Raw genomic sequence first — 25,845 nt, forward strand, 5'->3', positions numbered from 1 at the left:
CGGGTATTCACACGGACCTGAGGTCGCGCATGGAGTTCGAGTTCGACGAGGAACAGCGGCTGCTTCAGCAACTGGTCCGGGAGACGGTGGCCAAGTCGCGGCCACAGCCCGAGGAACAGCTGTGGGCGACGTACCGGGAGCTGGGATGGCTGGAGGCTCCGCCGGTGGAGCTGGCGATCGTGCTGGAGGAGCTGGGCTATGTCGCCGACCCGACCCCTTTCCTCGCCACGACCACCTGGTTCGCGCCGCTGGCCGGACGGCTGCCCGCGGCGGCGGGGACGGGCGTGTGCGACGGCGCCGGGCGGTTCGTACTGGACGGCGACAGGGCGGAGGAGATCGCGCTGGTGACCCGCGGCGGCGTGGTCGTGGTGAGCGGCTCGGAGGTGGCCACGGAACGCGTCGCCGTCTTCGACCCGACCCTGCACGTGGCCCACGTGGACGCGCCGGACCTGGTCCCCGGGATCCCGGACCTGGCCCTGATGGGCCTGGCGATCTCCACGGTCGGAAGCTGCCGCCGCATCCTGGACCTGGTCGTCGCGCACGTGCGGCAACGCGTCCAGTTCGGCGTGCCCATCGGCTCCTTCCAGGCCGTCAAGCACAAGGCCGCGGACATGTACGTCGCGATCGAGCGGGCCAGGGCGCTCGCCCTCTTCTCCGCGCTGACCATCGCCGAAGACGACCCGCGCCGGGGAAGGGCGGCCCTGATGGCCAAGGCCGCCGCCGGGGAGTGCCAGCGGCTGGTGTTCCAGCACGGCCTGCAGCTCTTCGGGGCGATGGGCTTCACCTGGGAGAACGAGCTGCAGATCCATCTCAAACGGGCCAAGGCCGGGGACCTGCTGCTCGGGACGGCCGCCGTGCACAGAAGGGCGCTGCTGCGATGAGGCTGACCTCCGACTCCGAGGTCGAGACGTTCCGTGCCGAGTTCTCCGCCTTCCTCGACGCGCACGTGCCCGCCGAGGCGGAGGCCGTGCAGCGTCCGCGGTCGAGCGCGGACATGCCGGAGTGGACGAGGCGGTGGCAGCGGACGCTGTTCGACGCGGGCTGGCTGCTGCCCGGCAAGCCCCCGGAGTACGGGGGCCGCAACGCCACGCTGCCGCAGCAGCTCGCCCATCTGGAGGAGCTCTCCCGGCGGCGGATCTACCACAGCTTCAACCCGCAGGGCCTGGGCATCATCGCCGCCTCGATCCTGACCTTCGGGACGGAGGAGCAGAAACGGCGGTGGGCCGTCCCCATCCTGCGGGCCGAGATCACGGCGGCGCTCGGCATGAGCGAGCCGGGCGCCGGGTCCGACCTGGCCGGCCTGCGGACCCGCGCGGTGCTCGACGGCGGCCACTTCGTGGTGAACGGGCAGAAGGTGTGGACCTCGGGAGCGCACGACGCGGACGTGCTGCTGACGTTCGTGCGCACCGATCCGGACGCTCCCAAGCACAAGGGCATCAGCGTCCTGCTCATCCCCACCGACAGCGAGGGACTGGTCAGAAAGCCGTTCGGGTCCATCGCCGACCCCGACGACCTCGATTTCAACGAGGTGTTCTTCACCGACGTCCGGGTGCCGCGGGACAACCTGATCGGTGACCTGCACAAGGGCTGGACCGTGGCGCACGGCTCCCTCGGCCACGAGCGGACGATGCTGTGGCTGAGCTTCGCCGAGCGGCTGGACGACCTGATCAGGGACGCGCCCAGCGACGAGGAGTGGTACGCGACGCTGCTCATGGACGCCCAGGCGCTCAGGCTGCTCGGTTACCGCCAGCTCGGTGGCGATCGGGATCCGGCGGAGCTGTCGGTGCTCAAGCTGCTCGGCTCCGAGGCCGTGCAGGCCGCCAGCCTCCACGCACTCGAGGCGCACCAGGCCGACAGCCTGGTCCATCCCGCGCAGACCGCCCCGTTCAACCACATGAGCGCCGACGCGTTCACCCGCAGCTGGTTCGAGCGGTACGCACGAAGCTTCGCCGGGACGATCGCCGGCGGCACCTCCGAGATCCAGCGCAACATCATCGCCGAGCGAATTCTCGGCCTCCCCAGGTAAGGAAGACGCTGATGGACCAGATTCTCTACGAGGTCGACGAGCGCGTGGCGACCATCACTCTGAACCGGCCCGAGGCGGCCAACGCCCAGACCATGGCGCTGCTGGACGACCTGGACGCGGCCTGGACCCGGGCCGCGGCCGACGAAGACGTACGGGTCATCGTGCTGCGCGGCAACGGCCGCCACTTCTCCTCCGGGCACGACCTGAAGGGCAGCGGGCCGGCTCCAGACAAGATCACGCTGGAGTCGATCTACAGCATCGAGGCGCGCAGATATCTGGAGTACACGCTGCGCTGGCGCAACATCCCCAAGCCGTCGATCGCCGCGGTCCAGGGCAAGTGCATCGCGGGCGGGCTCATGCTCTGCTGGCCCTGCGACCTGATCGTGGCGGCGGAGAACGCGCAGTTCTCCGATCCGGTGGTGCACATGGGGATCGGCGGGGTGGAGTACCACGGCCACACCTGGGAGCTCGGCCCGCGCAAGGCCAAGGAGATCCTGTTCACCGGCCGGGCCGTCACCGCCGAGGAGGCGGAGAAGGTCGGCATGGTCAACCGCGTCGTGCCGCTGGACGAACTGGAGACGGTCACGACGGAGCTGGCCCGGCAGATCGCCCAGATGGACCCGTTCGGACTCCGCCAGGCCAAGCGGGCCGTCAACCAGACCCTCGACGTGCAGGGCTTCTACGCGGCCGTCCAGTCGGTGTTCGACATCCACCAGACCGGGCACGGGAACGCGCTCAGCGTCAGCGGTTACCCCATCCTCGTGAAGCTCGACGAGATGAAGGACCGGCTCAAGAGCCAGTGAGCCCTGGCCCACGGCGATCGTCGGCGGTGACGGCCGCGTTCAGCCCGCCCGACAGGAGAACCAATGAACGGAATGACCGTGACCAGACCATCCGAGCAGGAGGTCCACTGATGCGTGTCGGATTCATCGGCCTGGGCAGTCAGGGCGCTCCCATGGCCCGCCGGATCATTGACGCGGACTATTCGATGACGCTGTGGGCGCGGCGCCAGGCCTCGCTCGAGCCGTTCGCCGACACGCCCGCGAAGGTCGCCGAGTCACCCGCGGACCTGGCCGCGGCCAGTGACCTCGTCTGCCTCTGCGTGGTCGGCGACGCCGATGTCGAGGAGGTCGTCTGCGGCGAACGCGGCGTGCTGTCGGGACTCCGGGAGGGCGGCGTCATCGCCGTGCACAGCACCGTCCACCCCGACACGTGCCGCCGCCTGGCCGCCCAGGCCGGCACGAAGGGCGTCTCGCTGATCGACGCGCCGGTGAGCGGTGGCGGCCCGGCGGCCGCCGAGGGCCGTCTGCTCGTGATGGTGGGAGGTGAACCGGACACGGTCGAGTCCTGCCGGCCGGTTTTCGCGACCTACGCCGACCCGATCGTCCACCTCGGCCCGCTCGGCTCCGGACAGGTCACCAAGCTGCTCAACAACGTCCTGTTCACGGCCAACCTCGGCACCGCCGCCAGCACGGTCGAGCTCGGGCGTGCGCTCGGTGTCGACCCCGAGCGGTTCGCCGACGTCATCTCCCACGGCAGCGGGTCCAGCTTCGCCCTCGGCAGCATCGCCGCCGCCGGTGGCACGCTCGATCGCCTCGCGGCCTATGCCGGACCGCTGCTCCAGAAGGACGCCCGGCTGGTGGCCGACCTCGCCGACACGGCGAACGCTCCCGCGGGCACCGTCATGGCCGCTGCCGACGCCGCCCTGGCGCGCATGGACCACCGGCGATGAGATCTGCGGAGCGCGGCCGGCCGGGGGAGGAGCCCTGATGCGCATCGGATTCGTCGGGGCCGGGCGGATGGGCCGTCCGATGGTGCGCCGGCTCGTCCGGGCGGGGCACGAGGTTCGCGTGCTGGGCCGGTCGGCGCAGACGCGCGCGGCACTCGAGGAGGAGGGCGTCCAGGTCGTCACCGCCGCCGGTGACGTTGCCGATGGTGCCGATGCCGTGCTGGTGTGCGTCTTCACCGACGAGCAGGTACGGGACGTCTGCCTGGGAGGCGACCTGCTCGACCGGATGCCGCACGGATCCATCGTCGTGGTGCACACCACCGGGAGCCCGCAGACGGCCGAGGCCATCGCCGCCCGCGCCGGGGAGCGCGGCATCCAGGTGGTCGATTCTCCGGTCAGCGGTGGCCCGCACGACGCGGCGGCCGGGCGCGTGACCCTCTTCGCGGGGGGCTCCGGCGACGCCGTGGCGCGGATCGGGCCCGTACTGCGGAGCTATGGTGACCCGCTGCTGCACGTCGGTCCGCTGGGTGCGGGTCAGCGGGTGAAGCTGGTCAACAATGTGCTGTTCGCGGCGCACCTCGGGCTGCTCGCCGATGCGGTCTCGCTGGCCACCCGGCTGGGGGTGGGGGAGGCGGTGCTCCTCGACGCGCTCGCGCACGGAAGCGCAGCGAGCCGCGCTCTGACCGGTGTCGTGGCGAGAGGTTCGGTCGCGTCGTTCGCCGAGGTGGCGGGCGGCTTCGTGGGCAAGGACGTGGACGTCGCCAGGAAGGTCGTCGCCGAGCTCGGCGGGGACCTCGGTGCGCTGGACGACGCGCTCAACGCCCTGGCCGGTGCGATGAGGTCCGTCGAGCGGTCTGCCCCGCGGGAGAAGCCGGGCGCGTAGCGGACAGGCGAACGGCGGGCCGATGTCCGTATGACGTGAGGGGGTCGTCCCCGGCGGCCTTCCGCCCTCGCGGGGAGGAGGGAAGGCCGCCCTGTCCTCTCCGGCGGGTGGCTTACTTCGGTGGGAATCGGAGGGCGGCGTCGAGGCGGATGGTTTCGCCGTTGAGGTAGTCGTTTTCGCAGATGTGGTGGGCGAGGGCGGCGTATTCGGGTGAGTGTCCCATGCGTTTGGGGTGGGGGATTTTGGGGGCCCAGAAGGTTTGGAGTTGGTCGCTTGCGGTGCCGTAGGCGGGGGTGAGGAAGGTGCCGGGGGCGATGGTGACGACGCGGATGCCGAGGGGGGCTAGGTCGCGGGCGGCGACGAGGGTCATGGCGAGGACGCCGCCTTTGGCGGCGGCGTAGGGGAGTTGGCCGATTTGGCCTTCGTAGGCGGCGATGGAGGCGGTGTTGATGATGACGCCTCTGTTGCCGTCGTCGTCGGTGGGTTGTTGTCGGCCGATGGCGGCGGCGGTCAGGCGCATGATGTTGAAGACGGCGGTGAGGTAGTGCTCGATGGTCTGGCGGAATCCGGTGAGGTCGAGGGGTTGGCCGTCTTTGCCGACGAGTCGTCCTCCGGTGGCGGGTCCGCCGTGGGTGTCGATCGAGATCCGCAAGGGGCCTGCGGCTTCTGCTTCGGCGATCGCTGCTTGGACGGAGTCTTCGTCGGTGGCGTCGGTGCGTACGTAGCGGACGCCCAGCTCCTCCTCCAGGGCCTTGCCCTTGTCATCGGCGAGGTCGGCGACCACGACCCTGGCCCCGGCCGCGTGGAGACGGCGCACGGTGGCCTCTCCCAGCCCACCGGCCCCACCGACCACGATGGCTGAGCTCCCACTGATCTGCATTAATACTTCCCTCTTCTGCAAGTAGAGCTTCTGATTGAGGAGAATACTATTCTCCCCGAGGCCGCCGGCCGGCGGCCCTGGGGAGGTAGGGCGCGAGGGAGGTTCGAGACCCGCGGGTCAGCGCCGGAAGCGGAGCAGGGACTCCTGGGCGTAGGAGGCGACGAGTGAACCGTCCTCGGTGAGGACGTCGCCCCGGCCGAAGCAGCGACCGTGCGCCAGCAGCGGGCTGTGCTGGCGGAGCAGCAGCCATCCGTCGGTGCTGAAGGGCCGATGGAACCAGAGGGTGTGTGAGGTGACGCCGGAGGTGAACGCCGTGCCGGCGTCCTGCTGGCAGAGCCCTTCGAGGGGGCGCAGCGCCGTGCCGATGATGGTCAGGTCGGTCGCGTAGGCGGTCAGGGCGGGGGTCAGTTCCCGGCCGACGGCCGGTATGCGCATCCAGAGGTCGAGCTCGGGCGGCTCCGGCTTCGGGGAGTTCAGGTCGGTGGCCGCCCGGATCTCCCACGGGAGCAGATCGAACTTCACCTGGTGCTCCGCCCCGAGAACCGAGGGCACCTGGGCGACGGTCTGGTGTTCGAGCCCTTCCTCGAAGACGTGCATGGACACCGAAGCGGTGGCCAGGACACCCCGCTTCTGCCGGGCCACGATCGTCAGGGTCGCGAAGGTGCTTCCCTGGTGATGACCCTCCACCTCGTAACGGACCGGCTCGTCGGAGTGGCCTGCGCGCGGGAACAGCACGTGCAGGGACTTGACGACCTTGTCCGGGCAGGCAAGGGACGCCGCTCGGGCGAACTGGGCCAGCAGCTGCCCGCCGAACAGCCGCTGGTAGCTCAGCCGCTGGTTACGCCCCTCGAAATCGGCGCGTGCGGTGTCGCGGCCGTCGACCTCGGCTCGCTCCCCCTCGGCATCGCCGGTGCCGGGCCCCCGGCCTGAGGGGAGCCGGCGCAGGTCGAGGCAGGCGAGCAGGTCGTTCCAGAGATCGGTCACGAGCACGGCCGATCGGAGTCGGGAGAGGCGGGGGACCAGGGGAAGGTGCGGCCGGGGCCGGCCACGCCCGTCATGACAATGGACATGCCCGCAGTGTAAGTGACACTCTAAATTTTGAGAATACGCTTCTCGTTACTTGCTCACGAATCCCCTGGCGCAGAACTCCCAGATCTCCTCGGCGGTGACGGGGTGGGTGTTCTCCTCCTGCGGGACACGGCTGGACCGGGCGGCGAAGGTGACCGTCTGCATCATCAGGGCCGCCACGCGGCGAGGCTTCATGGCGGGGCGCAACCGGCCGGCGGCCTCGATCTGGGTCATCAGCTCCGTGAACAGCGCGAGCAGCGGCGCGTGGGCGATCCGCACCTCGGCGGGGTGGGTGACCATCAACTGCGCGGCGAACTCGGTGAACAACGGCTGTTGCACGCTCGGGTCGGGGCGGCAGATCTCGAACAGCAGTTGCACGGCGACCTTGGCCCGGTCCATGGGGTCCGCTTGGCCGTACGCGGCGGCCCGGATCTGGTCCGTGGTACGGCGCAGGGCGTCTTCGAACAGGGCGAGCAGGAGCTCATGCTTGCCGTCGAAGTGCTGGTAGAAGCTGCGCAGCGACTGGCGGGACCGATCGACGACCTCCTGCACGGTGAAGTCCGTGGTGCCCTTGTCCGTGATGATGGCCTGTGCCGCGTCGAGGAAGCGCTCCACTCTCTGCTCGGCCCGGAGCTTCGCAGCCCGGGTAGAACGCTCCACCGCGCGCTGCTTCCACGCGGGCTCCTCGTTCGGGAGGCTCGGGCGCCGATCTGTCTCCTGGGTCATGTTAAGAACCTTACGTCGCCGTGCCGGTAGGCACCTTGCGTTCACATCGCTTATGTTCCGACGATGGTGAGAGCCATATTTGCCCCCGCGGAGAATCTTACCTTGAGCACGTTCACCGTCAGGTAGGCCAGGCCGGCCGCGGCCGCAGGTCGGCGGGGCGGGCGGCTGCGTCAACGCCGCGATGGGACGGTGCGGATCCCTGCCTGCGAGGCAACGTCGCACCTTTACCCGGATACTTGATTCTCTGATGATGAGAAGATAGTTTCCTCCTTTAAGAGGAAGGTGCGATACGAGCCTTCCTGCGCGCCTCGACGGCCCACCAGCCCGGACCTCGCCAGGCTCACCGACCGTCTCATCGAAGGGGATATGCGCCATGACCCCACCGGTACCGACTCTGCGCCCCGGTGCCCAGCTCGCCAGCACGGTCTGCACCACGCGGGTGGTCGTCGTCCGGGCTCCCGCCGAGGGACGACCGGTGATCACCTGTGGGGGGAGCCCGATGGCCCCCGCGACGTCCGCCCGGCCGTCGCCGTCGCCGTCCGGCGTGCCCGGCCCGGAGGCCGGCACGCTCATCGGCAAGCGTTATGTGGATGCCGACGAGACCCTCGAGCTGCTCTGCACCTCCTCGGGAGCGGGCGAGCTGAGTTGTGACGGTGTCCCGATGACTCACAAGGCGGCCAAGCCGCTGCCCGCTTCGGACTGAAAGGGGCCGTCATGAAGAGCGACGACCTGATCCTGATCAGTGTTGACGACCACATCATCGAGCCGCCCGACATGTTCGTGAACCATCTGCCGGAGCGTTACCGCGACGACGCCCCGCAACTCGTGCACCGCGACGACGGCACCGATGTGTGGAAGTTCCGGGACGCGGTGATCCCCAACGTGGCGCTGAACGCGGTGGCGGGGCGGCCGAAGGAGGAGTACGGGCTGGAGCCGCAGGGGTTGGATGAGATCCGGCCGGGCTGTTATGACGTGCATGAGCGGGTGAAGGACATGGACGCGGGTGGGATTTTGGCGTCGATGAACTTCCCGTCGTTCCCGGGGTTCGCGGCGCGGTTGTTCGCCACGGAGGATGCGGACTTCTCGTTGGCGCTGGTGCGTGCGTACAACGACTGGCATATCGATGAGTGGTGCGCGGCGTATCCGGGGCGGTTCATTCCGATGGCGTTGCCGGCGATCTGGGATCCGGAGTTGTGCGCGGCGGAGGTGCGCCGGGTGGCGGAGAAGGGGTGCCGGTCGCTGACGTTCACCGAGAATCCGGCCGTGCTGGGGTATCCGAGTTTCCACAGTGAGCACTGGGATCCGTTGTGGCGGGCGGTGTGCGACACCGGGACGGTGGTGAATGTGCATATCGGGTCGTCGGGGCGGTTGGCGGTGCCGGCGGTGGATTCGCCGCCGGATGTGCTGATCACGTTGCAGCCGATGAACATCGTCTCGGCGGCGGCGGATCTGTTGTGGTCGCGGGTGATCAAGGAGTTCCCGGCCATCCGGATCGCGTTGTCGGAGGGTGGGACGGGGTGGATCCCGTACTTCTTGGAGCGGGTGGACCGCACGTTCGAGATGCACGCCACCTGGACGTTGCAGGATTTCGGGGGGAGGTTGCCAAGTGAGGTGTTCCGGGAGCATTTCCTGACGTGTTTCATCAGTGATCCGTTGGGGGTGCGGTTGCGGCATGACATCGGGATCGACAACATCTGCTGGGAGGCGGACTATCCGCACAGCGACTCGATGTGGCCGGGGGCTCCGGAGGAGTTGTCGGCGGTGCTGGACAAGTGGCAGGTGCCGGATGAGGACACCCGCAAGATGACCCACGAGAACGCCATGCGGTGGTACTCCTTCGATCCCTTCACCCACATCCCCCGAGACCAGGCCACCGTCGCGGCCCTGCGCAAACGCTCCGAAGGCCACGACGTCTCCATCCAGCCCCGCAGCCATCAGATCATCGAGCCTGCCGACAAGCTCGAGGCGTACCGATCCAGGGCACGGCAGGCGGCGGCCGCCGCGCAGTGACACATCGTGCCGATCCGGCGGGTCGGCGACCTGATGCGATGCCGCCGGCGCCGGCCGGCTCTGTGGAGGAATGACATCGTGCCCGAACGGGTCGTCATCGTGGGTGCTTCGGCCGCAGGACTGTCCGCGGCCGAAGCGCTGAGAGACAAGGGGTACGACGGCGCGCTGACGCTGATCGGGGACGAACGGCACCTGCCGTACGACCGGCCGCCCCTGTCCAAACAGATCCTTACCGGCGCCTGGGAACCGGAACAGGCGTGGCTGCGCGACGAACAGGCGATCGGAAAGCTCGGTGCGGACCTGATGCTGGGCCGCACCGCGACCGGGCTGGACACCGCCGGGCGGCAGGTGCTGCTGGACGGTGGGGAGCGGGTTCCCTTCGACGCACTGGTGATCGCCACGGGTGTGGCTCCCCGTCGCCTGCCGGGTTCCGACCTCGCCGGGGTACACCTGCTGCGGACTCTCGACGACGCCCTGGCGCTGCGCGCTTTGCTCCTCGGCGGCCCGAAGGTCGTCGTGATCGGAGCCGGCTTCCTCGGCGCCGAGGTCTCCGCCGCCGCCCGCCGGATGGGCTCGGAGGTCACGCTGGTCGACCCGCTGCCCGTACCCATGCACCGGCAGTTCGGGGCCCGGATCGGGGAACTGGTCGGCCGGCTGCACCGGGAACACGGGGCCGGGCTCCGGTTGGGCGTCGGAGTGTCCCGGTTCGTCGAGGCCGCCGGCCGGGTGGTCGCCGTCGAACTGGCCGACGGCTCGGTGCTCGACGCCGATGTGGTCGTGGTGGCCGTCGGCGCGTCCCCGGGCATCGGGTGGCTGGCCGGCTCCGGCCTGCCGCTGGGCGACGGCGTGGAATGCGACCACCGCTGCCAGGCGGCCCCCGGGATCTACGCCGCCGGTGACGTCGCGTCCTGGTACAACCCCCACTTCGGCCGGCGTATGCGGGTCGAGCACCGGATGAACGCCACCGAGCAGGGCACGGCGGTGGCGGTCAACCTGCTCGGCGGGGACCAGGCCTTCGCCCCGGTCCCGTACTTCTGGACCGACCAGTACGACGCCCGTATCCAGGCCTACGGCATCTTCCCGGAAGCCGCGGAGAGCATCGTCCTGCACGGCGACCTGGCCGACCGCAAGTTCGTCGTCGGCTACGCCTTCGAAGGCAAGGTCGTCGGCGTGCTCGGCTGGAACTGCCCGCTCGAGCTGCGCAAGCTCCGGCCACTCGTCGTCGACCACGCCCCCTGGCCGTCGTAGCCGCGCTGCCGAGATCGCCCTCGCCGGCCGGTGCGGGCGGTCGCCTCGCCGATGGTCCGGGCGGCGGCGACGGCGTCGAGGTGCCCGCATTCGAGCGCCCCCGTACCCGGACCGATTCTCGTGCGAAATTGCCGCCACGGAACCGTTGTCACACCCCCCGTGAGAAACCTAATGTGCATTCAGTAGGTCATGGGGAAGGAATCACGTGCCCGATCAACGGCCCTATGCCGCGCTTCTCGCCAAGGGGGAGGACCGTCGGCAGCGGATCCTCGCCGTGGCGCAGCGGCTGCTGACACGAAATGGGTCGCGGGGTACCACTCTCGGGCAGATCGCCCAGGAGGCCGGGGTCAGCTCGGCGGGCCTGCTGCATCATTTCGTGTCGAAGGAGGGGCTGCTCCACGCGGTGCTCGACGCCCGCGACGCCTACGACACAGCCAAGTTCGACCCGTTCGGCGACATCCTCGAGGAGCTCGAGGCGAGCGCCGTGCGGTTCGAGGAGGCACCGGATCTCGTCGGCATGTTCGTCGTCCTCCTTACCGAGAACCTCCACCCCGACGCTCCGCTGCACGACCGGTTTCTGGAGAGGCACCGCATCACGGTCGGCCTCATCGCCGACAGCATCCGGCGTGGGCAACGCGCCGGCCGGTACCGCACCGACCTGGATCCGGACGTCAAAGCCGTGGAGATCGTCGCCTTTCTCAACGGGATAGAGACATCATGGCTGCTCGACCCTTCGATTCCGCTGACCCAGGTGTTCAGGGAATACATCGCATCGCTCTCCCTGCGGCTCGCTCCGCCGTAGGACGCACGCTGAGGTACCGGCTCGTCGTGGTGACGCCGAACATGGCCGAGGCGGTGCGCCTCGCGGGAGGCTGGCTGTTCGACCGGGTGATGGCGGGATGGGACGTCACGGTCCTCACCGCGGACCGCGCCGATTCCAGGCCCCTGCGGATCCTCGGGGCCCGCGCCGCCTATCTCGAGTCCGTGCTGGCGTCTCCGGTGCGCGGCCCGCGGCCGCAGGCCCTCGCGGTCCACGCGGGGCTGTACGGCTCCGATGCACGAGTGCGGCGGATGGCGCTCGATGCCCTCGAAGGGCTGGTCGAGGTAAGGCTCTGGGGCGACGGGTGGCCGGCGGACCTCGATGACGGAGCCGGTTCGGTGCGCCACCGGCTGAGCGCGGCGGCGCGGGCGTTCAAGGCGCAGGCGCTGGCCGCGGCCGCCGTCCCGGTCGATTCGAGAGAGGCGATCGAGACGTTCCGGCGCGGCGAACTGCTGCGCTCGTCCACGAGCACCTGAGGCGCCGGCCGATCCTTGCGGAGTGAGCGATTACTGTCTAAGCTGCTCGCAAGTGGCGAGAATGGCACCTGCCCTTGGTGTGAACGCCCTCAGGTGACGGCGGCGCGGCGGAGCCGGCGGTCGAGCCGGCGAAGACCCTCCCGTGGTCCCGCCCGGGTGCGAGCCATCGACTCGCCGGAGGAGGATGACCGTGGATAGGGAAGCCCTGGAGCGCGGCCTCGCCCGCCGGTTGCTGGACCACATCGAGCACCGCACGACCGACCTCGCCGACCAGGTGCTGGAGCTGCCGACCGACACCTACTCGCAGGCGCGGCACGAGCAGGAGTTCGAGGTCCTGTTCCGCGACCAGCCGCTGGTCCTCTGCCTGTCGGGTGCCCTGCCCGGGCCGGAGACGTTCCGTACCGTCGACCTGTGCGGAACGCCGGTCCTGCTGACCCGGGACGCGCACGGGCGGGTGCGGGCACTGGCGAACGTCTGCCGCCACCGGGGAGTGCGGGTCGCCGACGGAGCGGGTAAGGCGAAGAAGTTCACCTGCCCCTTCCACTCCTGGACCTATGACCTCGAGGGCAGCCTCATCCGCGTTCCCGTCGCGGACGCCTTCGAGGGGATGTGCCTCGAGCAGAAGGGGCTGGTGGAACTGCCGGTCACCGAGGGCCACGGGCTGGTCGTCGGCCGCCTCCGCCCGGGCTCCGCCCTGGACATCGACGACTACCTGGGCCCGGGACTCGCGGACGAGCTCGCCATGTTCGACTTCGCGAGCTGGGAACCGCACGGCGAGCCGCACGTCCATCCGGTCGGTGCCAACTGGAAGGTCACCCTCGACACCTTCCGGGAGAACTACCACTTCAACTACCTGCATCGGCGGACGCTGGCGTCGTACGCCTACGGCGGCGTGCTGACCTTCGACGCCTACGGGTCCCACCTGCGCAACTGCTCGGCGCTCCGATCCATCGACGAGCTGCGGGGCCGTCCGGAGGAGGAGTGGGGCGACGTGGCACAGCACTTCAGCTACCAGTACGCCCTCTTTCCCAACACGAGCCTGACCTTCGACAGCCGGCACATCGAGCTGTGGCAGATCTACCCCGTCGGTGCCGACTCCTCGGAGGTCCTGCACACGGCCTACCTTCGCCCCGACCTGAGCGACGAGGAGCGGTCGAAGGTCGTGGAGATGGCGCCGTGGATCTGCGAGACGGTGGTCGACGGAGAGGACTTCTGGGTCGCCGGGCGGACCGAGCCCGGTGTCCGCAGTGGGCTGCTCGACACGGTCGTGTTCGGGCGCAACGAGCCGGCTCCCCAGCACCTGCACCGAGGGTTCGCCGCCGCCCTGCAGGCGGCCGAGGAGCGCGGTTCCGCGGGATAGCGCCGAGGTGCCGGGCGCGGGGTGCCGGGCGCGGCCCTCAGGCCGTGTCGATCCAGACCGACTTCACGTGGAGGTACTCGTCAAGCGAGTGCTGCCCCATCTCCCGGCCCCATCCGCTCATCTTGTAGCCACCGAAGGGAACGGCGGGGTCGAAGAGCAGCATGGTGTTGACCCATACCGTGCCGGTCTGCAGTTCGCCCGCCAGCCGGTGCGCCTTGCCGACGTCCCGGGTCCAGATGCCGCCCGCGAGCCCGAAGGCCGTGTCGTTCGATCGAGCGGCGACCTCCTCCAGCGAGTCGAACGGCAGGACGCACGCGACAGGCCCGAAGATCTCCTCCCGGGCCACCCGCATGTCGTCCCGTACGTCCGCGAAGACGGTGGGGGCCACGAAATACCCCTTGGCCAGCTCATCGGTCTCGACCCGGGCGCCACCGGCGGTGGTGCGCGCGCCCTCCTCGCGTCCCACCTCGAGGTACCCGGTGACGCGCTCCAGTTGCTCGGCCGACACCAGGGGCCCGATCCGGGTTTCCGGGTCCAGGCTGTTGCCGACCTTGAGGCCGTCCGCGAACGCCGACACCCCGTCGACGAACTCGTCGTAGATGGGCCGTTCGACGTAGATGCGGGTGCCCGCGCAGCAGACCTGCCCGGAATTGGAGAACACGCCCATGGCCGCTCCGGGGACGGCGCGTGCGAGGTCGGCATCGGCGAACACCACGTCAGGGGATTTACCGCCGAGTTCGAGCGACAGCCGTTTCAGGTTGCCGGCCGAGGCCCGGATGATCCGCCGGCCGGTCTCGGTGGAGCCGGTGAACGCCACCTTGTCGACGCCGGCATGCTCGGTGAGCGCCGCGCCGACCTGCTCGCCGAAGCCCGTCACGATGTTCACGACGCCCTCGGGGAGGCCGATCTCGGTCAGCAGCTCCCCGATGCGGATGGCGGCGAGGCTCGCCTCCTCGGCGGGCTTGAGCACCACCGTGCAACCGGTGGCGAGCGCGGGCCCGATCTTCCATACCGCGTTGCTGATGGGCCTGTTCCACGGGACGATCGCGGCGACGACCCCCACCGGTTCCTTGAGCGTGTAGCTCAGGACCGAGCCGGGGATCGAGTTCGGGATGGTCTCACCGTGGATCTTCGTCGCCCATCCGGCGAAGTAGCGCAGCACGTCCGCTTCCCAGGCGTGGGTGGTGCCGGAGCGGCGCCGGCCGACCGGCGAGCCCATGTCGAGCACTTCCAGGAGCCGAAGCTCCTCGTAGTGCTCTTGCACCGCGTCCGCGAGCGCCCACAGGAGGGCCTGGCGTTCCCTCGGCTTCACGCGCCGCCAGGGGCCCTCGAACGCGGCCCGGGCCGCCGCGACCGCACGGTCGGCGTCCGTCGCCCCGCCCTCGGCCAGCTCGGCGATCACCTCGCCGGTCGAGGGGTTGATGCTCGGGAAGGTCCTGCCGGACGCCGCCTCCACCCACTGCCCGCCGATCAGCAGCTTCTTGGGGCGGCCGTCGAGAAAGGCAGGCGCCGGTGTGCCGCTGTGGGAGACGGTCGACATGGGAACTCCTCCGTGGCGAGGCCGGTGGTCACATAAAAGAGTATTCACTTACTATCATCCTCGCGGATGGGAGCGCTAGAAAGTAATCGCTCACCTTGTTATATTGCGGTAGCCCGTGCGGCTGCCCGCACGGCCCGATCAGGTGGGGAAGCGATGGCGAAGACCAACTCAACGGCCGGCTCCATGCCCGACGACTGGTGCTTGCACCACTTCGATCATCTGTCTCCGGAGCTGGCCGCGACCATGCCGGACACACTGGCGCGCATGCGCGAGCTGTGCCCCGTGGCGCACAGCGAGGAGCACGGCGGCTTCTGGGTGGTGACGAAGTACGAGGACGTTCTCCGGGTCGCCCAGAACTGGGAGGTGTTCAGCTCCGCCCATGGTCTGGGGGTGTCGCGGGCGCCGACGGTCGTCCGCAACCTTCCGGTCGAGGCCGACCCGCCGGAGCAGCGCATCTTCAAGCGCCTCATCAACCCGTACTTCACCCCCGCCGCCATCGAACGATGGGAGCAGCCGACCCGTGCTCTCGTGACCCGTCTCATCGACGACTTCATCGAGGACGGGACCTGCGAGTTCATGGACGCCTTCGCCCGGCCGTTCCCCAGCCTGGGGTTCTTCGACCTGGCGCTCAACGCGCCCGCCGACGACCTCGAGAAGGTCGCCCACATGGCGTCCAAGTCATCGGTCCCCGATGATCCGGAAGCGCGCGACTGCTGGCTGGGCCTCTACAACTGGATCAAGGACTTCGTGCGGCAGCGGCGAGGCCGGCCGCCGCGCGGCGACGTCGTCGACGGTGTGCTGAACGCCCAGGTCGACGGCCGTCCCATCACCGAGGAAGAGATCATCGGCACGGTGCAGTTGCTCATCCTCGGCGGGCTGGAGACCACGGCCGGCGCGCTGGGGCTGATGCTCGCCAGGTTCTGTGACGAGCCGGAGATTCCCGCCCTGCTGCGCAGCAGGCCGGAGCTGATACCGAGCGCCGTCCAGGAGTTGCTGCGGCTCGACCCTCCGTTCATCTCCGTCGGCCGTACGGCGGTGCGTGACGCGGAGCTCGGCGGCCGGTCGGTCAAGAAGGGGGACAAGGTCCTGATCCACTGGGCCTCGGCCAACCGGGACGACGCCGAGTTCCCGGACCCCGACAGCTTCGAGCTCGGCCGTGAGCGGAACCGGCATGTGGCCTTCGGCGCCGGGCCGCATCGCTGCGCGGGCTCGAACCTCGCTCGCCTCAACCTGCAGGTGGCGCTGGAAGAGCTGCTCCGGCGTCTGGACGACATCCGGCTGCGGGACGACGCGGACGTCCGGTATCACCGCGGCCTGACCCGCTCGCCCCTCAGCCTGCCCATCACGTTCACGCCCGGTCCGCGGCTCGGTTCGGCGGACGGCCCGGCCGCAGAGACGTGATCTTCCGTCGCATGCCGCCGCCGGTCCGGCGCGAATCCGTCGTCAACACTCGCTCGAGCAAGGAGATCGCAGATGGCCGAGCGGACACTCCTGAAGAACGCACGCGTGCTCACCTGCTCCGGCGACCCGGCCGAGAAACCGCTCGACGGTGACGTCCTGATCGAGGGGAACCGCATCGCCGAGGTCGCCGCGGGGCGGCTCGACCTCGACGCCGCGTCGGCGCGGGTCGTCGACCTGCACGGCGCCACCGTGCTCCCCGGCCTCGGGGACGCGCACACGCACATCAGCTGGCCCCTGGACTTCGTGTTCGACCATGCCGCGATAGCCGCGGCGCCGGCCGGGAGGCACATGCTCGACGTCGCCGCCGTGACCAGGACGTACCTGGAGAGCGGCTACACCCTCATCATCGGTGCCGGGGTGACCCAGCCGTACGACGACCTGTTCGCGAAGGACGCGATCGACCGGGGGCTGATCCCGGGCCCGCGCATCGTCCCCAGCGGCCCGATGATCGCGGAGGAGGGCGGGCTCGGGGGAGACGGCGGCATGATGGACGTCGCCGCGGACGCCAAGGGGCTGCGGGAGATCGTCGCCCGGCAGTGCGACATGGGGGCGCGGGCGCTCAAGATGTTCATCTCCGGCGACGGGGTGGTACCGGAGTTCCCGTCCGACGACGTGTACATGAACGACGAGATGCTGCTCGCCGCCGTCGAGGAGGCCGACAAGTACGGCGCGTTCATCACGGTCCACGCCCGGGGGTCGGCGAGCGTCGCGATGGCGGCGCGCACCGGCGTCCGGATCATCCATCACGCGTGCTTCCTCGACGACGAGGCGCTGCGCGCGCTCGAGGCCCGGCGCGACGACGTCTGGGTGTGCCCCGGCCTCCACTACCTGTACGCCATGGTCAGCGGCCACGCCGAGCCGTGGGGCATGACGCCCGAGCGGATCGAGGCGTCGGGCTATCACGACGAGTTCCGGTCCCAGGTGGACGGGCTGCACAGGCTGCGGGAGTCCGGCATCCGGATCCTCGCCGGCGGCGACTTCGGACACCAGTGGACGCACCACGGCACCTACGCCGCGGAGCTGCAGAGGTACGTCGAGCTCGCGGGCATGACGCCGGTGGAGGCGATCCACGCGGCCACCCGCAACATGGGACCGGTCGCCGGACTCGAGATCGGGGAGGTCCGTGCGGGCTTCCTGGCGGATCTCGTCATCGTGGACGGCGACCCCGCCGAGGACGTGACCGTCCTGCAGCGGCCCGGCCTGCGGCGCGCCGTCCTCAAGGACGGGAAGTTCGCGTACGTCAACCCCGAGGTCTATCCGTGACCGGCACCCGGCGAGCCCGGGCGGGGACGATCCTGTCCGGGGCCGACACGCTCGCGCAGCTGCTCGTCCTCCGGCAGCGGCTGGACGAGCGGGACGGCCTGACGACGGCCACGATGGTCTCCGGATACCCCGGCTCACCGCTGGGCGGGTTCGACCTGACCCTGGACCAGATGAGCGACGTCCTCGCCGCGCACCGGATCGTCCACCGCCCGGGACTCAACGAGGAGCTCGCCGCCGTGACCGTCTGGGGCAGCCAGATGGGAGCGGTCGTCGAGTACGACGGCGTCGACGGCGTCGCCGGCGCGTGGTACGGGAAGGGCCCGGGTCTCGACCGCTGCGGAGACGCGCTGAAGCACGCGAACGCGATGGGAGCGGGCCCCAACGGCGGCGCCGTCATGTTCTGCGGCGACGACCCGGCCGCGAAGTCGTCCACGCTGGCCTGCGACAGCCAGTACGCCTTCGAGGACGCCTGTGTCCCCGTGCTCTACCCGGGGGACCAGCAGGACGTGCTCGACCTGGGGGTGCACGCCTTCCGGCTCTCGAGGTACTCGGGATCGTGGGTGGGACTGAAGATCGTCACAGCCGTCGCCGACGGCGTCGGCACCGTCGACCTCGATCCCGAGCGGCACTCCCCGAGCGATCCCTTCGCCGTCGTGGACGGCCGGCCGTGGCGACATCGGCCGCTCGCGATGATCGGCCCGCACGCCGTGCCCGACCAGGAGGCGCTGGTGATGGAGCACCGGCTCCGTGCCGCGCAGGCCTACGCGCGGCACAACGGGCTCGATCGCGTCGTGGGCGCCGCGCCGGGAGCGTGCCTCGGCGTGGTCTGCGCCGGCAAGACGTACTTCGACGTGCTCCAGGCCTTCGCCGACCTCGGGGTCCCCGCCGACGAGCTCGCCGGCGCGGGCGTGCGGGTGCTGAAGCTGGGCATGACCTACCCGCTGGTGGAGGACACGATCACCGAGTTCGCCGCCTCCGTCGACGAGCTCGTCGTCATCGAGGAGAAACGGCCGTTCGTCGAGACGCAACTGCGCGGCATCCTGCACGAGGCCGGAAGCCGTGTCCCGGTGCTCGGCAAGCGCGACCGGTCCGGGCGGGCCCTCGCGTCCTCGGCCGGCGAGCTGGACCCGGCCGCGGTGGCCGCGATCCTCACCCGGCTCCTGCCCGCGCTCGCCCCCCGCGCGGACAGGACGCCGGAGCGGACCCTGTTGCCGTTGATCCAGCTCCCGTCCAGGGCGCCGGGCTACTGCAGCGGATGCCCGCACAACCGGTCCACCGTCGTCCCGGACGGCGCGCTGGTCGGCGGTGGCGTCGGCTGCCACGGGATCATGTACTTCGAGGCGCGCAACAAGGGCATGAGAAGCCTTCCGCCGACGCCGATGGGCGCCGAGGGCGTTCCGTGGATCGGCCTGTCGCCGTTCGTCGCCGAACCGCACATCATCCAGAACCTGGGCGACGGCACGCTCAGCCATTCCGGGACGCTCGCCATCCGTGCGAGCGTCGCCGCCGGGACCGACGTCACGTTCAAGATCCTCTATAACGAGGCCGTGGCGATGACCGGCGGCCAGGACGTCACGGGGCTGATGGACGTCCCCTCGATGACGCGGGCACTCGAGGCGGAGGGCGTGCGCAGGACGGTCGTCTGCGCCGAGGATCCCAAGCGCTACGGCCGCAGGGCGCGGTGGGCCTCGGGGGTCGAGGTGCTCGGGCGCGACCGGCTCCCCGAGGTGCAGGAGGAGCTCCGGCGCGTTCCCGGCGTCACGGTGATCATCTATGACCAGCGGTGCGCGGCGGAGGCCCGCCGGCTGCGCAAGCGCGGCCTGCTGCCGGAGCCGCCGCGCCGGGTCGTCATCAACGAGGCCGTGTGCGAGGGGTGCGGCGACTGCAGCGCGAAGAGCAACTGCCTGTCGGTGCTGCCGGTCGAGACGGAGTTCGGGGTGAAGCGGCAGATCCACGACTCGTCCTGCAACCGCGACTACACGTGCCTCGACGGCAACTGCCCGTCGTTCGTGACCATCACGCCCAAGCGCCGCGGACGGCGCGGGGCGCCGGCTCCGGACGGTGGCCGGCCGGCCCGGCCGTCGCTGCCGTCGGGCTCGCTGCCGGCTCCCGGGACACCGTCGTTCGACGGGCGGTACGGCATCTACTTCACGGGCATCGGCGGCACCGGCGTCGTCACCGCGAGCCGTGTCATCTCGTCCGCGGCCGAGACCGCGGGGTTCGTGATCGGCGGCATGGACCAGACCGGCCTGTCCCAGAAGGCGGGGGCGGTCGTGTCGCACCTCCACCTGGCCCGGGACGGCGGCGCCCTCGGCTCCGCGGCCGTGAGCGACGCCGGCGCCGACCTGTACCTGTCCGGCGACATCCTGCAGGCCGCCGGCGCGAACCACCTCCGGAAGGTCCGGCCCGGCCGGACGATCGCCGTCGTCGACCGGCACTTCACGCCGACCACGGCCATGCTGCAGAGCGACCTGGCACAGCCGGACGTCTCGGACCTCGAAGCGGCGATCGCGGAGCGGGTCGGCAAGGACCGTGTCGTCTTCGTCGACTCCAGGCGCATCGCCGAGAAGGTCTTCGCCGACCACCTCCTGGCGAACGTGGTCCTGCTCGGCGCGGCGTTCCAGCTCGGCGGCCTGCCGATGCCGCTCGCCGTCATCGAGCAGGCGATGCGCCAGGGCAGGGCCGCCGCCGACAATCGCGCGGCGTTCGAGTGGGGCCGCTGGGTGGTGCACGAGCCGTCGGCCGTCGAGGCGGCCCTCGACGCCGCCGAGCACGGCGACCACGGGGCGCGGAGCATCTTCGACCCGTCGCCCGGGGCGCTCGCGGTGGCGGCCGGCCTGGCCGAGCGCCGTCGCCTGCCGGCCGGGCTGCACGACCTGCTCACCCGGCGTGCCGCGCAGGTGGCCGACTACCAGAACGCGCGGCGGGCCGCGCGCTTCCTCGACCTCGTGGAACAGGCGGCGGAGCGCGACGACGCCGACCGGGACTGGGCGCTCACCCGGGCGGTCGCCGAGTCGTGGTTCAAGCTGCTCACCTACAAGGACGAGTACGAGGTGGCCCGGCTCCACCTCAAGGTCGACTACGACGAGGTCGCACGCGACCTGAGCATCGAGGGCCCGTACACGGTGACGTACCACCTCCACCCGCGCTTCCTGCGCCGGCTGGGCATGATGCGGAAGGTGCCGATGGGCAGGCCGTGGGAGCTCGCGTTCCACGTGCTCCGCCGGATGAAGGGGCTGCGCGGAACACCGTTCGACGTCCTCGGGTGGGATCACGAACGGCGCACCGAGCGAGCCGTCATCGAGGAGTACGAGCGGTTGATCGGCGAGGTCGTCGGACCGTCGTCGTCCCTGTTGCCGTACGACGCGCTGGTGCGCATCGCCGCATCGGCAATGTCGATCAAGGGCTACGCCGAGATCAAGGAGACGGCCGTGGCCGCCTGGCGGGAGGACGTCGCCGGGCTACGGCGGCAGGGATCGGCTGTCGCGGGGCCGCACGCATGATCAAGCGGCTCCGGTTCGCCACGCGGCGGCAGGACGTGCCCGCCGAGGCGTTCCGCGAGGCCTGGCCGCGGGCGGTCGCCGGCGCCGCGCACGCGCCGCCTGACGTGCGGCCGTCCCGGGTCGTGGCGTGCACCACCCTGCTCGGCCTCACCGGTCCCGATCCCAAGCACGACGGGATCGGCATCGAGTGGTTCACCGGCGCCGACCACCTGCGGCGCTTCGAGGAGTGGCTGGCCACCCCTGCCGGAGGGCCGCTGCTCCAGCAGGCCGGCACGGTCGTCGACCGGAACGCCGGCCCGGTGGTCGTCGCCGAGGAGTCGGTCATGCGCGGCGCCGAATGGCTGGAGCGGCGGTGGCGGGACGGCGGCGAGAGGCTCAAGCACATGGCCATCGCGCTGCGAGCCGAGGGGCTGACCCCCGCGGAGTTCTCCGAGCGGTGGAGGAACCACGCGGGTCAGGTGCGCCGGCCGGGAGCGGCGGGCGCCACCGTCATCCCGGACGACGCCCGGGGCCATGCCTACGTCCAGAACCATCCGTGCCCGCGGACGTCCGGCGAATGGGCCTACGACGCGGTGAACGAGGTCTACTTCGACGATGCCGAGAGCCTGCGGACACGGATCGAGTGGTTCCGCGAGAACCTCGCCGCCGGAAGCCAGGAGGATCTCGTCCGCCGGTCGTGGTTCATCGCCGTACGAGAAGAGGTCGTGTCGGCGTGAGCCCGGCGCGGCCAGAGGCGTCGCCGGGGCGGCGTCGCCGACCGACACCCAGGAGGGGTCCCATGCCGAAGGGCATCATGGTCGTGCAGTCCGGTCCGTGCGATCCCACCCGCGAGGACGAGTACAACGAGTGGTACAGCAACACGCACCTGCCCGAGATCTGTGCCGTACCGGGATTCGTCGGCGCCCGCCGCTACAAGGTGCACGACGGGGAAGCCGCCGAGCCAGATCCGACCCGGCCCGCGTACCTGGCGGTCTACGAGATCGACGCTGATGATCTCACCAGTCCGGTCAAGGAGCTGCGCGCCCGTACCGCCTCCGGCCGGATGCGGATGAGCGACGCGCTGCGGCTCGACCCGCCCCCGGTGGTCACGTTCTACGAGCTCATCGAGTGACGGCCGGCGTGGCACGCCCGGCCGCGGGCCGCGCGTGCCCCCGCACCGGCTACCGGCCTGAGCAGACCAGCCTGCGCGCGACCTGGACGTCCGCCCCGGCGAGGATCATCGGCAGGGCCGAGGAGCTCTGCAGGGCATGCCCGAGGGCGCCATCGTGGAGCCGGTGCGCCTGCACGCCGTACGGCCCGAGCGTCAGCGCGAGCGGGCCGGCGGCCTTCCTCCGGCGACGAGCCGGCTCTGGAAAGCACCACTCCAGCCGGCCTTCGGAGGTCGTGAAGCACAGCTCGATGTAGTCGGGCCGGGCGGGACAGCGACGGACGAGTTCGAGCGTGGCCGGAAGGAGCGGCTCCTCCGAGCGCGGAACGAGCAGGCGGGACGCCTGATCCATGATCTGGCCCCAATCGAGTGAATACCGTCCCGGGACCGGTCCCTCACTGCGCCGGGGGCCATGGGCGGCTCACGGTCGCGCCGTACCCGAGCGGAGGGAGGCGGGCAGGCCGATGCTGCGCGTCTCGAGGAAGCCCCGCAGCCCCTCCGGGCCGAGCTCGCGGCCCAGGCCGGACTCCTTGAACCCGCCGAACGGCACCAGCGGGAACGGCGGGTAGCTGCCGTTGATCGCGATGCTCCCGGTGCGCACGCGCCGGGCCACCCGCAGCCCCCGCGCCGGCTCGCCCGTCCACACCCCGCCGGAGAGGCCGTACGGCGAGTCGTTGGCGATGCGGACGGCGTCGTCCTCGTCGTCGTAGGGGATGAGGCAGAGGACCGGCCCGAAGATCTCCTCCCGGGCCACCCGCATGGAGTTGTCCACGTCGGCCAGGACCGTCGGCGCGACGTACCACCCCTTCGGGAGATGGGCGGGACGGCCGCCGCCGGCCGCCAGCCGGGCCCCGGCGTCCAGGGCCAGGGCGATGTAGCCCTCGACCCGGTCGCGCTGGCGCTCGGCGACGAGCGGGCCGACCAGGGTGGACGGGTCGTGGGGGTCCCCGACCGGCACGGCCGACGCCGCGGCGGCGGCCGCCTCGACCGCCTCCGCGTACCGTGACCGGGGCAGCAGGAGCCGGGTGTGCGCGCCGCAGACCTGGCCGGAGAGGTGCATCCCCCCGGCCACCAGCCTCGGTATCACTGCGGCCACGTCGGCGTCCTCGAGGACGATGGCCGCCGACTTGCCGCCGAGCTCCAGCGAGACCCGCTTCACCTGGTCGCCGCAGAGGCTCATGATCCGCTTGCCGGCCGCCGTCGATCCGGTGAACGCGACCTTGTCGGTGCCGGGATGCGTCACCAGGTGCTCGCCGACCTCGCGGCCGCCCGGCACCACGTTGATCACGCCCGCGGGAACGCCCGCCTCCTCCAGGGCCTCGGCCAGGATGAAGTTGCTCAGCGGCGCCTCGGGCGGTGGCTTGAGCACCACGGGGCACCCCGCCGCCAGCGCCGGCGCGGTCTTCCAGGAGGCCAGGGTGACCGGGGCATTCCAGGGGACGATGGCCGCGACCACCCCGACGGGCTCGTGCGTCACCAGACCCGTGCGATCGCCGAGGATCACCTCGCGCTCGAACTCGAAGGTGCGGATGAGCTCGGCGTAGTAGTCGAACAGGGAGGCGACCATTCCGGTCTGGGCGGTGGGCGCCTGGCTGATCGCGCAGCCCATCTCGTCGACGGTGACTCCGGCGATCTCCGCCTCGCGCTTGCGCAGGATGGTGGCGGCGCGGGAGAGCACGGCGGCCCGCTCGGCCGGCGTCATGCGGGGCCACGGCCCGTCGTCGAGCGCCGAGCGCGCGGCGCCGACGGCGCGGTCGATGTCGGCCGTCGTGGCGAGCGGGACCTCGCCGACGGCCTCCTCCGTCGAGGGCGAGATGACGCCGAGCCGGCCGTCGCCCGCCGGTGCCGTCCAGGACCCGCCGATGAAGAACTCCCGCCGATACATCAGCCGGTCTTCCACGCTGCCTCCCACGCTCGGCTCAGGCGCCTGAACCGTAGCATAATGAGTGAACGCCCGCTATGTTAGCTTGGCAGGTGAAGACTTACTCGTAGTTTCTGCCCGTCCCACCGAATCCTCCGGACGGCCGGCGGCCGGCACGTCCGGCGACCGATCGGAGAGCCGATGGATCTGCTCCTGCGCCGAGCTTCGTTGATCGATGGCTCCGGCGGCCCGGCCCGGGCCGCCGACGTCGCCGTCGACGGCGACCGCATCTCCGCGGTTCGCGCGTGCGGTGAACTGGCGCCCGGCCCGGGCACCGAGGTCGTCGACCTGGCCGGCCTGACACTGGCGCCCGGCTTCATCGACGTCCACACCCACTACGACGCGCAGATCCTCTGGGACGCCGACCTCACCCCTTCGAGCTGGCACGGCGTGACGAGCGTCGTCATGGGCAACTGCGGGTTCGGGGTCGCGCCCACCCTTCCGGAGCACCGCGACATCATCGTGCGCACCCTCGAGAACGTCGAGGGCATGTCGCTGGAGGCGCTCGAGGCGGGCATCGACTGGTGCTTCGAGACGTTCCCCGAGTATCTGGCGGCCATCGACCAGCGGCCCAAGCGCCTCAACATGGGCGCCTTCATCGGGCACTCGCCGTTGCGGCTGTTCGTGACCGGCGGCGAGGAACGACCGGCCACCCCCGGCGAGGTCGAGACCATGTGCCGCATCGTGCGCGAGGCCATTGCGGTCGGTGCCATCGGCTTCTCGACCTCGCGGCAGCCCGCCCATCAGGGCGCCTACGGCCGTCCCGTGCCGAGCCGTTACGCCGAGCCCGACGAGGTGTACGCCATCGCGTCGGTGCTGGGGGAGCTCGGGAAGGGCATCCTGCAGGTGTCGATCGGCCCCGGGATGTTCGTCGACCAGTTCTCCGAGATCGCGGAGCGCTACGGGGTCCCCGTCACCTGGACGGCGCTCATGGCACGTGCGGACAAGCCGGGTGCCGCGCTGCGCATGGTCGAACGCGGCGGCCTGCTCCCCGGTGAGGTCTATCCGCAGATCGCCTGCCGGCCGATCGTCATGCAGATCAGCATGTCCGACCCCGTCCCGTTCGCCGAGATCGACGTGTGGAAGGACGTGCTGGCCCGTCCCCGCGCCGAGCGGGCCGGCCTCTACCGCGACGCGGGGTGGCGGGAGAGGGCGCGCGCGGCGACGCTCGACGGCTGGAGCCACCGCTGGCCGAAGACCAGTGTCGAGGAGACCCGGGTCCACCACGACGCGATCGGGATCCCCCTCGACCGGCTCGCGAGCGACCGCGGGACGACGCCCTTCGACCTGATGCTCGACCTGGCCCTGAGCGACGACATGGCCACGCGCTTCCGGATCGTCCTGGACAACGACGGCGACGACGAGGTCGGCGAACTGCTCGCCGACAAGCGCACGCTGCTCGGTCTCTCGGACGCGGGGGCGCACGCCAGCCAGCTGTGCGACGCCTGCTACTCGACCCACCTGCTCGGGCACTGGGTCCGCGAGCGGAAGGCGCTCACACTCGAACACGCCGTCTGGCGGCTGACCGGGCATCCCCACCAGGCGTTCCGCATCGCCGATCGCGGCCTGGTGCGGGAGGGCTTCCACGCCGACCTCGTCGCCTTCGACCCGGAGACCGTCGGCACCACGCCCGTCGAACGGGTGCACGACCAGCCCGGCGGCGCCGACCGCCTGATCGTGCGCAGTACCGGCGTCGAGCACATGTGGGTCAACGGCGTGGCGACCCGGGCCGGTGGCGAGGACGTCGCCGGAGCCGCCCCCGGCCGGCTCCTCCGGGGCTGAGG

Annotated in this window: 23 protein-coding genes; 17 read left to right on the top strand and 6 right to left on the bottom strand. The window is 70.7% G+C overall.

Features of this window, described 5'->3' with window-relative positions; all coding sequences use genetic code 11:
- Nucleotides 1-29 precede the first annotated feature (29 nt).
- The 5 genes from ACRYCC_RS05440 to ACRYCC_RS05460 all read left to right on the top strand — a co-directional run bounded on the left by ACRYCC_RS05440 (nt 30) and on the right by ACRYCC_RS05460 (nt 4,638).
- The gene (locus ACRYCC_RS05440) at nt 30-881 is read left to right on the top strand and encodes an acyl-CoA dehydrogenase family protein (protein ID WP_433809344.1); all 852 of its coding nucleotides are present in this window, start codon (nt 30-32) and stop codon (nt 879-881) included.
- Nucleotides 878-2,026, top strand: coding sequence for an acyl-CoA dehydrogenase family protein (locus tag ACRYCC_RS05445; RefSeq protein ID WP_433809346.1), 1,149 nt, complete (start codon nt 878-880; stop codon nt 2,024-2,026). Before ACRYCC_RS05440 ends, ACRYCC_RS05445 begins: the two co-directional genes overlap by 4 nt.
- An 11-nt stretch (nt 2,027-2,037) precedes the next feature.
- Nucleotides 2,038-2,829 (top strand): enoyl-CoA hydratase, encoded by a 792-nt coding sequence (locus ACRYCC_RS05450; protein WP_433809348.1) that lies wholly within the window; start codon nt 2,038-2,040, stop codon nt 2,827-2,829.
- A gap of 110 nt (nt 2,830-2,939) precedes the next feature.
- A complete protein-coding gene (locus tag ACRYCC_RS05455; protein WP_433809350.1) occupies nt 2,940-3,758 on the top strand; it encodes an NAD(P)-dependent oxidoreductase in 819 nt (272 codons plus the stop codon).
- Nucleotides 3,759-3,795: 37 nt separating this feature from the next.
- The gene (locus tag ACRYCC_RS05460) at nt 3,796-4,638 is read left to right on the top strand and encodes an NAD(P)-dependent oxidoreductase (RefSeq protein ID WP_433809352.1); all 843 of its coding nucleotides are present in this window, start codon (nt 3,796-3,798) and stop codon (nt 4,636-4,638) included.
- A gap of 112 nt (nt 4,639-4,750) precedes the next feature.
- Here ACRYCC_RS05460 and ACRYCC_RS05465 read toward each other — a convergent pair whose 3' ends face one another.
- The 3 genes from ACRYCC_RS05465 to ACRYCC_RS05475 all read right to left on the bottom strand — a co-directional run bounded on the left by ACRYCC_RS05465 (nt 4,751) and on the right by ACRYCC_RS05475 (nt 7,312).
- Entirely contained in the window at nt 4,751-5,518 is a 768-nt protein-coding gene (locus tag ACRYCC_RS05465) for an SDR family NAD(P)-dependent oxidoreductase (RefSeq protein ID WP_433809918.1), read from the bottom strand.
- 117 nt (nt 5,519-5,635) lie between these two features.
- Nucleotides 5,636-6,502, bottom strand: a complete 867-nt coding sequence (locus ACRYCC_RS05470; protein WP_433809354.1) for an acyl-CoA thioesterase — start codon at nt 6,500-6,502, stop codon at nt 5,636-5,638.
- Between the two features lie 132 nt (nt 6,503-6,634).
- Nucleotides 6,635-7,312 carry a TetR/AcrR family transcriptional regulator gene (locus ACRYCC_RS05475; RefSeq protein WP_433809356.1) on the bottom strand — a complete coding sequence of 226 codons (678 nt, stop codon included), beginning with the start codon at nt 7,310-7,312 and terminating at the stop codon, nt 6,635-6,637.
- A gap of 373 nt (nt 7,313-7,685) precedes the next feature.
- Between ACRYCC_RS05475 and ACRYCC_RS05480 the strand changes: the two genes are divergently transcribed.
- From ACRYCC_RS05480 to ACRYCC_RS05505, 6 genes are all read left to right on the top strand, one after another.
- Entirely contained in the window at nt 7,686-8,015 is a 330-nt protein-coding gene (locus ACRYCC_RS05480) for a hypothetical protein (RefSeq protein WP_433809357.1), read from the top strand.
- 11 nt (nt 8,016-8,026) lie between these two features.
- Nucleotides 8,027-9,322: an amidohydrolase family protein gene (locus ACRYCC_RS05485; RefSeq protein WP_433809359.1), complete on the top strand. Its 1,296-nt coding sequence runs from the start codon at nt 8,027-8,029 to the stop codon at nt 9,320-9,322.
- A gap of 78 nt (nt 9,323-9,400) precedes the next feature.
- Nucleotides 9,401-10,570 (top strand): NAD(P)/FAD-dependent oxidoreductase, encoded by a 1,170-nt coding sequence (locus tag ACRYCC_RS05490; protein WP_433809361.1) that lies wholly within the window; start codon nt 9,401-9,403, stop codon nt 10,568-10,570.
- Between the two features lie 205 nt (nt 10,571-10,775).
- Nucleotides 10,776-11,372, top strand: a complete 597-nt coding sequence (locus ACRYCC_RS05495) for a TetR/AcrR family transcriptional regulator (RefSeq protein ID WP_433809363.1) — start codon at nt 10,776-10,778, stop codon at nt 11,370-11,372.
- Between the two features lie 26 nt (nt 11,373-11,398).
- Nucleotides 11,399-11,866: a hypothetical protein gene (locus ACRYCC_RS05500; RefSeq protein WP_433809365.1), complete on the top strand. Its 468-nt coding sequence runs from the start codon at nt 11,399-11,401 to the stop codon at nt 11,864-11,866.
- A gap of 190 nt (nt 11,867-12,056) precedes the next feature.
- On the top strand, nt 12,057-13,226 hold the full coding sequence (locus tag ACRYCC_RS05505; RefSeq protein ID WP_433809367.1) for an aromatic ring-hydroxylating oxygenase subunit alpha: 1,170 nt from the start codon (nt 12,057-12,059) through the stop codon (nt 13,224-13,226).
- A 37-nt stretch (nt 13,227-13,263) separates the two neighbouring features.
- Here ACRYCC_RS05505 and ACRYCC_RS05510 read toward each other — a convergent pair whose 3' ends face one another.
- Entirely contained in the window at nt 13,264-14,766 is a 1,503-nt protein-coding gene (locus tag ACRYCC_RS05510) for an aldehyde dehydrogenase family protein (protein WP_433809369.1), read from the bottom strand.
- Between the two features lie 153 nt (nt 14,767-14,919).
- On the opposite strand from ACRYCC_RS05510, the gene ACRYCC_RS05515 reads away from it, so the two are divergent.
- From ACRYCC_RS05515 to ACRYCC_RS05535, 5 genes are all read left to right on the top strand, one after another.
- On the top strand, nt 14,920-16,167 hold the full coding sequence (locus ACRYCC_RS05515; protein ID WP_433809371.1) for a cytochrome P450: 1,248 nt from the start codon (nt 14,920-14,922) through the stop codon (nt 16,165-16,167).
- A 72-nt stretch (nt 16,168-16,239) separates the two neighbouring features.
- Nucleotides 16,240-17,490, top strand: a complete 1,251-nt coding sequence (locus tag ACRYCC_RS05520) for an amidohydrolase family protein (RefSeq protein ID WP_433809373.1) — start codon at nt 16,240-16,242, stop codon at nt 17,488-17,490.
- A complete protein-coding gene (locus tag ACRYCC_RS05525) occupies nt 17,487-20,993 on the top strand; it encodes an indolepyruvate ferredoxin oxidoreductase family protein (RefSeq protein WP_433809375.1) in 3,507 nt (1,168 codons plus the stop codon). The genes ACRYCC_RS05520 and ACRYCC_RS05525 overlap by 4 nt, the downstream gene beginning before the upstream one ends.
- Nucleotides 20,990-21,709, top strand: coding sequence for an EthD domain-containing protein (locus tag ACRYCC_RS05530; RefSeq protein WP_433809377.1), 720 nt, complete (start codon nt 20,990-20,992; stop codon nt 21,707-21,709). The genes ACRYCC_RS05525 and ACRYCC_RS05530 overlap by 4 nt, the downstream gene beginning before the upstream one ends.
- Before the next feature lie 62 nt (nt 21,710-21,771).
- The gene (locus tag ACRYCC_RS05535; RefSeq protein ID WP_433809378.1) at nt 21,772-22,104 is read left to right on the top strand and encodes a hypothetical protein; all 333 of its coding nucleotides are present in this window, start codon (nt 21,772-21,774) and stop codon (nt 22,102-22,104) included.
- Between the two features lie 49 nt (nt 22,105-22,153).
- On the opposite strand, the gene ACRYCC_RS05540 is transcribed toward ACRYCC_RS05535, so the two are convergent.
- On the bottom strand, nt 22,154-22,492 hold the full coding sequence (locus tag ACRYCC_RS05540) for a hypothetical protein (protein WP_433809380.1): 339 nt from the start codon (nt 22,490-22,492) through the stop codon (nt 22,154-22,156).
- Nucleotides 22,493-22,561: 69 nt separating this feature from the next.
- Nucleotides 22,562-24,040 (bottom strand): aldehyde dehydrogenase, encoded by a 1,479-nt coding sequence (locus ACRYCC_RS05545; protein WP_433809382.1) that lies wholly within the window; start codon nt 24,038-24,040, stop codon nt 22,562-22,564.
- A 162-nt stretch (nt 24,041-24,202) separates the two neighbouring features.
- Here ACRYCC_RS05545 and ACRYCC_RS05550 point away from each other — a divergent pair, with 162 nt between their 5' ends.
- Nucleotides 24,203-25,843: an N-acyl-D-amino-acid deacylase family protein gene (locus ACRYCC_RS05550; RefSeq protein ID WP_433809383.1), complete on the top strand. Its 1,641-nt coding sequence runs from the start codon at nt 24,203-24,205 to the stop codon at nt 25,841-25,843.
- The last annotated feature ends 2 nt before the right edge of the window (nt 25,844-25,845 follow it).

The sequence above is a fragment of the Actinomadura scrupuli genome, assembly GCF_050971785.1.
Lineage (GTDB): Bacteria > Actinomycetota > Actinomycetes > Streptosporangiales > Streptosporangiaceae > Actinomadura_E > Actinomadura_E scrupuli.